Origin of the sequence: Buttiauxella izardii (assembly GCF_003601925.1) — a bacterium.
Classification (GTDB): Bacteria; Pseudomonadota; Gammaproteobacteria; order Enterobacterales; family Enterobacteriaceae; genus Buttiauxella; species Buttiauxella izardii.
Genome location: NZ_QZWH01000006.1, coordinates 445,686 through 453,907, shown reverse-complemented (window position 1 = coordinate 453,907; position 8,222 = coordinate 445,686). Strand labels below are relative to the sequence as shown.

6 protein-coding genes are annotated in these 8,222 nt (G+C 54.7%); all 6 read left to right on the top strand.

The annotated features are described in order from the left end of the window. Positions 1-240 precede the first annotated feature (240 nt). The 6 genes from D6029_RS05280 to fbpC all read left to right on the top strand — a co-directional run bounded on the left by D6029_RS05280 (position 241) and on the right by fbpC (position 8,093). Complete coding sequence (locus D6029_RS05280; protein ID WP_120063745.1) at positions 241-870, top strand: response regulator transcription factor; 630 nt, start codon at positions 241-243, stop codon at positions 868-870. Next, on the top strand, positions 871-2,412 hold the full coding sequence (locus tag D6029_RS05275; RefSeq protein WP_120063744.1) for an MASE1 domain-containing sensor histidine kinase: 1,542 nt from the start codon (positions 871-873) through the stop codon (positions 2,410-2,412). It begins immediately after the preceding gene. 87 nt (positions 2,413-2,499) lie between these two features. Next, positions 2,500-3,843: an MFS transporter family glucose-6-phosphate receptor UhpC gene (gene uhpC / locus D6029_RS05270; protein ID WP_120063743.1), complete on the top strand. Its 1,344-nt coding sequence runs from the start codon at positions 2,500-2,502 to the stop codon at positions 3,841-3,843. A gap of 9 nt (positions 3,844-3,852) precedes the next feature. Next, positions 3,853-4,884, top strand: a complete 1,032-nt coding sequence (locus D6029_RS05265; RefSeq protein ID WP_034495116.1) for an ABC transporter substrate-binding protein — start codon at positions 3,853-3,855, stop codon at positions 4,882-4,884. 66 nt (positions 4,885-4,950) lie between these two features. Next, complete coding sequence (locus D6029_RS05260; RefSeq protein WP_120063742.1) at positions 4,951-7,029, top strand: ABC transporter permease; 2,079 nt, start codon at positions 4,951-4,953, stop codon at positions 7,027-7,029. Positions 7,030-7,043: 14 nt separating this feature from the next. Next, a complete protein-coding gene (fbpC, locus tag D6029_RS05255; protein WP_120063741.1) occupies positions 7,044-8,093 on the top strand; it encodes a ferric ABC transporter ATP-binding protein in 1,050 nt (349 codons plus the stop codon). Positions 8,094-8,222 lie beyond the last annotated feature (129 nt).

Here is an 8,222-nt window from a genome sequence, read left to right as displayed (position 1 = left end):
GCGGCAATTTAATGACCGGGCGACGGGGTCGTAAGGGGGATGTCGTAATCCCCCTTACACGTTCACCGTTCATTGATCTATGTGGGATCGAAGAACTTTCAGGTGAACGGAAAACCACCGCCCATGAATATGGCTCCTCCCCCCTTTTCTGTTACCCCCGTAACATAATCCCAACATCCCCATTGCGCAGAATTGATTCACCCGCATGATGTCGCCAGACTCCCCTTATTGAGCAGAACGATGATTGCCGTTGCTTTAGTTGATGACCACGTTGTAGTGCGCTCGGGTTTTGCACAGTTGCTGAGCCTCGAAACCGATATCGAAATCGTCGGGCAATACAGTTCTGCCGCCGAAGCGTTCCCTGCATTAATAAAAAATCAGCCCGATGTCGCGGTGTTAGACGTCGCCATGCCGGACGAGAATGGGCTGAGTTTGCTTAAGCGCCTGCGCCAGCAGCGACCCGGTTTTCGCGCCATTATTCTGAGCATTTACGACACCACCGCGTTTGTGCAAAGCGCGCTGGATGCCGGTGCCAGCGGCTATCTCACTAAACGCTGCGGCCCGGAAGAACTCGTGCAGGCGGTGCGCACCGTGGGAATGGGTGGGCATTATTTGTGTGCCGATGCCCTTCGCGCACTGCGCCACGCCGGGCAGCCCGCCAAAGTGCTGCAGATTCTTACTCCGCGCGAACGTGAAGTTTTCGATTTGCTGGTCAAAGGCGAAAGCGTGAAACACATTGCGGAGCAACTCAATCTCAGCCATAAAACGGTGCATGTCCATCGCGCCAATATCCTCGGCAAATTGCAATGCGAAAGCACCATCGAACTGGTGCATTTTGCCCTCGAACACCAATTGTTAGCCGGGCACTAAATGTCTCGTTCGTGGCGTCACCTGCTGTTATCGCTGTTTATTGTTTTCGCCTGGGGTTTGACCTGGCTTGCCCTGTGGACGATCAGTTTTTACCTCACCGATAACGGGCAGCAAGCCACGTTGTTGTTGCCGCAGGGCGTGCATCTGGCGCTGCTGATTTTACTGCATCGCCGCTACTGGCCTGCGCTGTTTATCCCGGTAATTGGGCTTCTCGGCTGGCTTTGGCAACAGCAGTTGATGACCGAGCCGGTGATACTGCTCTCGCCTTTCCTTAGCGCCGTTCCCGCTCTGGTTGTCCAGCATTTCTGGCACCGTTACACGCTTTACTGGCAACGACTTTCCCTGCTGATGGCGGCGATTACCAGCGATGCGTTGCTGCACACGCTGATATTGACGCCCTTCCTCGCCAGCACCGCTTCGCAAACACTGTTAGCGGCGTTTACCGGCGGCGTGGTGCTGACGCCCTTCGTCTATTTGATTTATGAATATTTGCGCCAGCAACATCTCGAAAGTCTGCTGGCGCAAGAAACACCGAACCCGCCGCTACGCACCTCGCTGCTTATCTGGTGCAGCCTGTTTTTTATCATTGGCGTAGGCGCGCAAATGGTATTGTCGCCGGAAATCGAGCGGCTGTTGTTGATTGTCGTTTTTCTGCCAAACGTGGTGATGGCCTACAAGTTCGGTTGGCAAGGCGGCGTGCTGGCAGCGCTTCTTGGCAGCATGATGATTACCATCGCCCGGCAAATTGGCAGCGGCTTTAATGGCCTTCTGGAAATGGAACTTTTCCTTTCGACGCAAGCGCTGTTGGGGATTGGGCTGGGGATCGCGATCAGCCGCCAGCAACATCTGGCCAATAATCTGCACCGTTATCGCCAGCGCCTGGAAGTTGAGTTGCAAGCGCGGCGCGAGCTGATGGAACAACTGGTGCATACCGAAGAAGACACGCGCAAGGATCTGGCGCGTGAGCTGCACGATGAAATTGGTCAGAATATTACCGCGATACAAATCCAGTCGATGCTGGTGAAACGTACCGCCAGCGGCGATGCCACGGTGCTGGCCGCCGAGCAAATTAACCAGCTCGCCCAGCGTATTCACCATTCAACGCGTCACCTTCTGCGCCAGCTTCGCCCGCCCGTGCTCGACGAAATTTCACTCGATAAAGCGCTGCATCATTTGATGCAGGAATTTGCCTTTGCCGAACGTGGGATTACCTGCCGTTTTCACTACGATTTACCCGGTCAACCCGCCAGTGACCCGGTGGTGTTTACGATTTACCGCCTGGTGCAGGAACTGTTAAACAATATCTTCAAACACGCCGATGCCCGTCTGATTGAAATCTCTTTAACGCAACAGCCCGACGGCGTGCGGCTTGAAGTGAAAGACGATGGCATTGGTTTTAGCGGCACCACCCATAACGGCCAGGGATTGCAGGGCATTGCCGAGCGTATTCGTGCGTTAGGCGGCGATTTGCAGCTCGAAAGCCAGTCAGGCACCCGCGTAATTGTTAACCTGCCCACACTTTTTGCACAAAAACAGGGATAACCAGGAAAAATTCCTGGTTGGCTAAAACCTTGTCTCATCCCCTTTCATTCTGCGTTTTCTATAGTCATTTCAACCCGGAGGGCGAGCATGATTTCCGAGCAAACAATCGGTCGTGATTACCGTTACTGGCGTCCACGTTTGCTGCTGTCGATGGTCGTGGGCTACGCCGCATTTTACCTGACGCGCAAAAGCGTCAGCTTCGTACTCCCGGCGATGCAGGTCGATTTAGATTTAAGCAAAGGCGACATTGGCCTGTTAGGCACGCTGTTTTATCTCTCCTACGGCCTGTCGAAATTTGCCGCCGGACTGTGGCACGACCGCCGGGGGGCGCGCTGGTTTATGGGCGCGGGATTACTGGCAACCGGAATACTGAACGTGCTATTTGCCTTCGGCACGAATTTGCCGATGTTGCTGATTATCTGGACGCTGAACGGGTTCTTTCAGGGATGGGGATGGCCGCCGTGCGCAAGGCTATTAACCCACTGGTATTCGCGTAACGAACGCGGTTTTTGGTGGGGATGCTGGAACACTTCCATCAATCTCGGCGGTGCTGCCGTTCCACTGATTTCTGCGCTGATGGCGCTATGGTTCGGCTGGCAGGCGTCGTTATTTGTTTCAGGTGCCATCGGCATTGTGATTGGGATTTGGCTGTGCCGCAGCTTAACCGGCACGCCGCAAGAATTGGGATTGCCCCCGGTCGGCGTCTGGCGGCATGACCCGCTGGAAATGCGTCAGGAACAGCTCAGTCCGCCAATGCCGCAGTGGCAAATGTTTCGCAGCACGGTGCTGCAAAACCCGATGATCTGGCTGCTCGGCGTGAGTTATGTGCTGGTTTACCTGATTCGTATCGCGCTAAACGACTGGGGCAACATCTGGCTTTATGAAAGCCACGGCGTGAATTTACTCAGCGCCAACGCCACGGTGATGCTGTTCGAGATGGGCGGATTGTTGGGCGCATTATTCGCCGGATGGGGTTCAGATTTGCTGTTTCGCGGCCAGCGCGGGCCGATGATTTTGCTCTTCGCGCTCGGGCTGTTTGCCTCGGTTGCTGCGTTGTGGTTGTCGCCGGTTCACCACTATGCGCTGTTGGCTATCTGCTTTTTCGCCATCGGATTTTTTGTTTTTGGCCCGCAGATGCTGATTGGCCTCGCCGCCGTGGAATGCAGCCATAAACAGGCGGCGGGAAGTGTCACCGGTTTCTTAGGATTATTTGCCTATCTGGGCGCGGCGCTGGCGGGTTGGCCACTGTCGCAAGTGATTGAGCGTTACGGTTGGTCCGGGATGTTCGCGTTATTAACCGTGGCCGCCGCATTGATTGGCTTTTTGCTGATGCCCCTGTTAATGGCGGGCATCAGCGCGCAGGACAGGAGTGTTGGCGCCATGGATCCGGCAGTTGCCTTACCTCAGGACCCTTTATCTCAGGACAAATAGGATAATAATATGAAACTGACCGTGCTCTCTTCTCTGGTTGCTGCCGGTGTCGCGCTGGCTACCCTGTCCGGTGCCGCGCAGGCCAAAGGCCGTTTAGTCGTGTATTGCAGCGCCACCAATGAAATGTGTGAAACCGAAACCAAAGCCTTCGGCGAAAAATACGATGTCAAAACTTCGTTTATCCGTAACGGTTCGGGCAGCACATTAGCGAAAGTCGATGCCGAGAAGAAAAACCCGCAGGCCGATGTGTGGTACGGCGGCACACTCGACCCTCAATCCCAGGCGGGCGAAATGGATCTTCTGGAGCCGTATAAATCCGCCAATCTTGCGCAAATCATGCCGAAATTCCAGGATCCCGCTAAACGCAAAGGTAACTACTCCTCTGCGGTGTATATCGGCATCCTCGGTTTTGGCGTGAACACCCAGCGCCTGAAAGAGAAAAACCTGCCAGTGCCGAAGTGCTGGAAGGATCTGACCAACCCAATTTATAAAGGCGAAATCCAGGTCGCTGACCCGCAAAGCTCCGGCACCGCGTATACCGCGCTGGCGACCTTCGCCCAGCTTTGGGGCGAAGATCAGGCATTCGATTACCTGAAAAAGCTTAATGGCAACATCTCCCAATACACCAAATCCGGCATTGCCCCGGCGCGAAACGCCGCCCGTGGTGAAACGGCAATTGGCATTGGCTTCCTGCACGATTATTCGCTGGAAAAAGAGAACGGCGCACCGCTGGAATTGATTTCTCCATGCGAAGGTACGGGCTATGAAATCGGCGGCGTCAGCATCCTGAAAGGCGCCCGCAATATGGACAACGCCAAACTGTTCGTGGATTGGGTGCTGTCGAAAGAAGCACAAGAATTGTCGTGGAAAAAGGGCAAGTCTTACCAGATTCTGACTAACACCACCGCCGAAAGCTCCCCGCTGTCGCTCAAGTTGGATGACCTGAAACTCATCAACTACGACATGGACAAATACGGTGCCACCGACATGCGTAAAGCTCTGATCAACAAATGGGTCAGCGAAGTGAAAATGGGTAACTAACCCATTCGCAGGTGACAGCGTCATGTCACCTGCTTCCCTCTTTTTCTTTTGGCCGATGAGGCACTTATGTCTGAAACTTTACTTTTGCGTACGCCGCGAAAGCGGGACGCTATTCTCTGGTGGGTGGCGCTTTGCTGGCTAGCTTTCGCCCTGCTGCCAAGCTGGAGCCTGGATTACGGCCTGTTTGAATCGACCGGCGATGAACTGCTCGACGCTTATAGCTGGTCGGGCATTAATATCAGCCTGTTGTGGTACGTTTTGCCGTCGCTGTTACTGCTGCGCCCGTTCAACGAACTCGGGCCAGAAAAGCGCCAACGCCACTATTTTGATGCCGGTTGGGCGTTGTTCTGCATGGCGTTTGTGGTGATCAGCGCCACCGTGACCGAACGCGGCATGGGCTACGCCACCATCGTGCTATTTATCGCCCTCGGCATGGTGATCACTCTCGCCCTGACCCGCCTCGAATGGCTCGGCGGCGACAGCTTTGTAATCGGTTCGCTGGTGACGATTGTGGCGCTGATTGGCGTGTTTATCGTCTGGCCGAGCGTCGCTATTTTCATTCCGATGTTTACCAATGATGCCGGGGAATTTGCCCCGCTGGCGTTTATGACTGTACTGAGCCAGGCGCATATTATTCAGGTGATCATCAACTCCATCGCGCTGTCGATTGCAGTGGGCATTGGCTGTACTTTCTTCGGTCTGGTGCTGGCGATTTACACCACGCGCATTGCCAAACGCAGCGCCATTATCGGGCGTATTTTCTCGATTCTGCCGATTGTGACGCCGCCGTTTGTCGTCGGCCTTGGCGTCACGCTGATGATGGGCCGCTCAGGTTATGTGACCGAATTAATGGTGGACTGGTTTGGGCTGACCAACACCAACTGGCTGTACGGTTTTACCGGCATCTGGCTGGCGCAGGTTCTGGCCTTCACACCGATGGCCTTTATGATCCTAGATGGCGCGATTAAAACTATTCACCCGTCGCTGGAAGAAGCCTCCTACACCCTGCGCGCCACGCGCTGGAAAACCTTCAAAGGGGTGTTTTTGCCGCTGCTCAAACCCGCGCTGGCGAACGCCTTCCTGATTGTGATTGTGCAATCGCTGGCAGACTTCAGTAACCCGCTGGTTTTGGGCGGCAACTTCGACGTGCTCGCCACGCAAATCTACTTCTACATCACCGGCTCGCAGCTTGATTATCAGGCCGCCAGTACGCTCGGCGCATTCCTGTTGGTGTTCTCCCTGTTGGTGTTCTGCATTCAGTACATGTGGATTGGCAAACGCTCTTACGTCACGGTTTCCGGTAAATCCAACCGTGGCGATGTGCAGCCGCTGCCCGTTACGCTGGTGTGGGGAGTTGTCGCATTATTAGCCGTGTGGATTGCCTTTAACGCCTTGTTATACGGCAGCATTTTCTACGGCAGCTTTACGGTCAACTGGGGCGTGGATTACACGCTGACGTTCGATAACTTCATCAAACTGTTCGGCCAGGGCATGAGCGACGGCGCGTGGCCTTCTCTGCTTGATACCTTGCTGTACGCCGGAATTGCCGCCCCGATCACCGCTTTCTTCGGCCTGTTAATTGCCTGGGTTGTAGTGCGCCAGCAGTTCCGTGGCAAAAAGACCATCGAGTTCACCACCATGTTGTGCTTTGCGGTTCCGGGCACCGTGGCGGGCGTGTCCTACATCCTGGCGTTTAACAGCGCCCCGGTTTACCTGACCGGAACGGCGGCGATTGTGATTATGTCGATGGTGATGCGTAACGTTCCGGTGGGCATTCGCGCCGGGATTGCCGGGCTTGGGCAAATCGACAAATCGCTGGATGAAGCGTCGCTGAGTCTGCGTGCCGGTTCGATGCGCACCATTATCAACATTCTGCTGCCGCTGCTGCGCCCAGCTATTCTTTCGGCGCTGATTTACAGCTTTGTGCGTGCGATTACCACGGTGAGTGCGATTGTGTTCCTCGTCACGCCGGATACGCGAGTGGCAACCGCCTACATTTTGAATCGCGTGGAAGATGGCGAATACGGCGTGGCGATTGCCTACGGTTCGATTCTTATCGTCGTGATGTTGACCATTATTTTCATTTTTGACTGGCTGATTGGTGAAGCGCGTATCTCGCGTTCAAAAGCCAAAACCAGCGTGTGATGACGGAGTAAAACATGACACAACCTCATTTTGTAGAACTGCGCAATGTCACGAAACGGTTTGGCAATAACACCGTCATTGAAGGCATTAATTTGGCGATCCCGAAAGGCGAAATGGTGACGTTGCTTGGCCCTTCCGGCTGCGGCAAAACCACCGTTTTACGCCTGGTGGCCGGGCTTGAGAAACCCACTGAAGGGCAGATTTTTATTGATGGCGAAGATGTGACCCACCGTTCCATTCAGCAGCGCGATATCTGCATGGTGTTCCAGTCCTACGCCCTGTTCCCGCATATGTCGCTGGGAGATAACGTCGGTTACGGGTTGAAAATGCTCGGCACACCGCGCGCAGAAATTAAAACACGCGTCAAAGAAGCGCTGGCAATGGTCGATTTAGATGGATTCGAAGACCGTTTTGTTGACCAGATTTCTGGTGGCCAGCAGCAGCGTGTGGCGCTGGCGCGGGCGCTAATCCTCAAGCCGAAAGTACTGCTGTTTGATGAACCACTGAGTAACCTCGACGCCAACCTGCGCCGCAGTATGCGCGACAAAATCCGCGAACTGCAAAAGCAGTTCAACATCACATCGCTGTACGTCACCCACGACCAGAGCGAGGCGTTTGCCGTTTCCGATACCGTGCTGGTGATGAACAAAGGCGAAATCATGCAGATTGGCAGCCCGCAAACGCTGTATCGCCAGCCTGCATCGCGATTTATGGCGAGCTTTATGGGGGATGCAAACGTCTTCCCGGCGCGCTTTGGCAGCGATTTTGTCGAGATCCACGGTTATCGTTTACCGCGTCCGCCTCAGCTCACTATTACGCAAGCGGAAGGCACGGTTGGCGTGCGCCCGGAAGCCATCACGCTGAGCGAACATGGCGAAGAAAGCCAGCGCTGCGTGGTGCGCCATGTGGCGTATATGGGGCCGCAATATGAAGTGACGGTGGAATGGCATGGTCAGGCGCTGTTGTTGCAGGTGAATGCCACGCGTTTGCAGCCTGACGTGGGGGATAATTACTACCTCGAGATCCATCCGTACGGCATGTTTATTCTGGCTGACGCGGCGTAAATGGTGGATGACGCCTGCGGCTTATACACCCTACAAAAACCGTTAATTTACCGTTATTTATAATTTTTGGGCCGCACGGTGGAATGTCAGTGGTAGGTCGGATAAGCGCCAGCGTCATCCGACAAAAAC

Coding starts and splice junctions, on each gene's coding strand:
- D6029_RS05280 (WP_120063745.1), top strand. CDS start 241: ATGATTGCCGTTGCTTTAGTTGATGACCACGTTGTAGTGCGCTCGGGT.
- D6029_RS05275 (WP_120063744.1), top strand. CDS start 871: ATGTCTCGTTCGTGGCGTCACCTGCTGTTATCGCTGTTTATTGTTTTC.
- uhpC (WP_120063743.1), top strand. CDS start 2,500: ATGATTTCCGAGCAAACAATCGGTCGTGATTACCGTTACTGGCGTCCA.
- D6029_RS05265 (WP_034495116.1), top strand. CDS start 3,853: ATGAAACTGACCGTGCTCTCTTCTCTGGTTGCTGCCGGTGTCGCGCTG.
- D6029_RS05260 (WP_120063742.1), top strand. CDS start 4,951: ATGTCTGAAACTTTACTTTTGCGTACGCCGCGAAAGCGGGACGCTATT.
- fbpC (WP_120063741.1), top strand. CDS start 7,044: ATGACACAACCTCATTTTGTAGAACTGCGCAATGTCACGAAACGGTTT.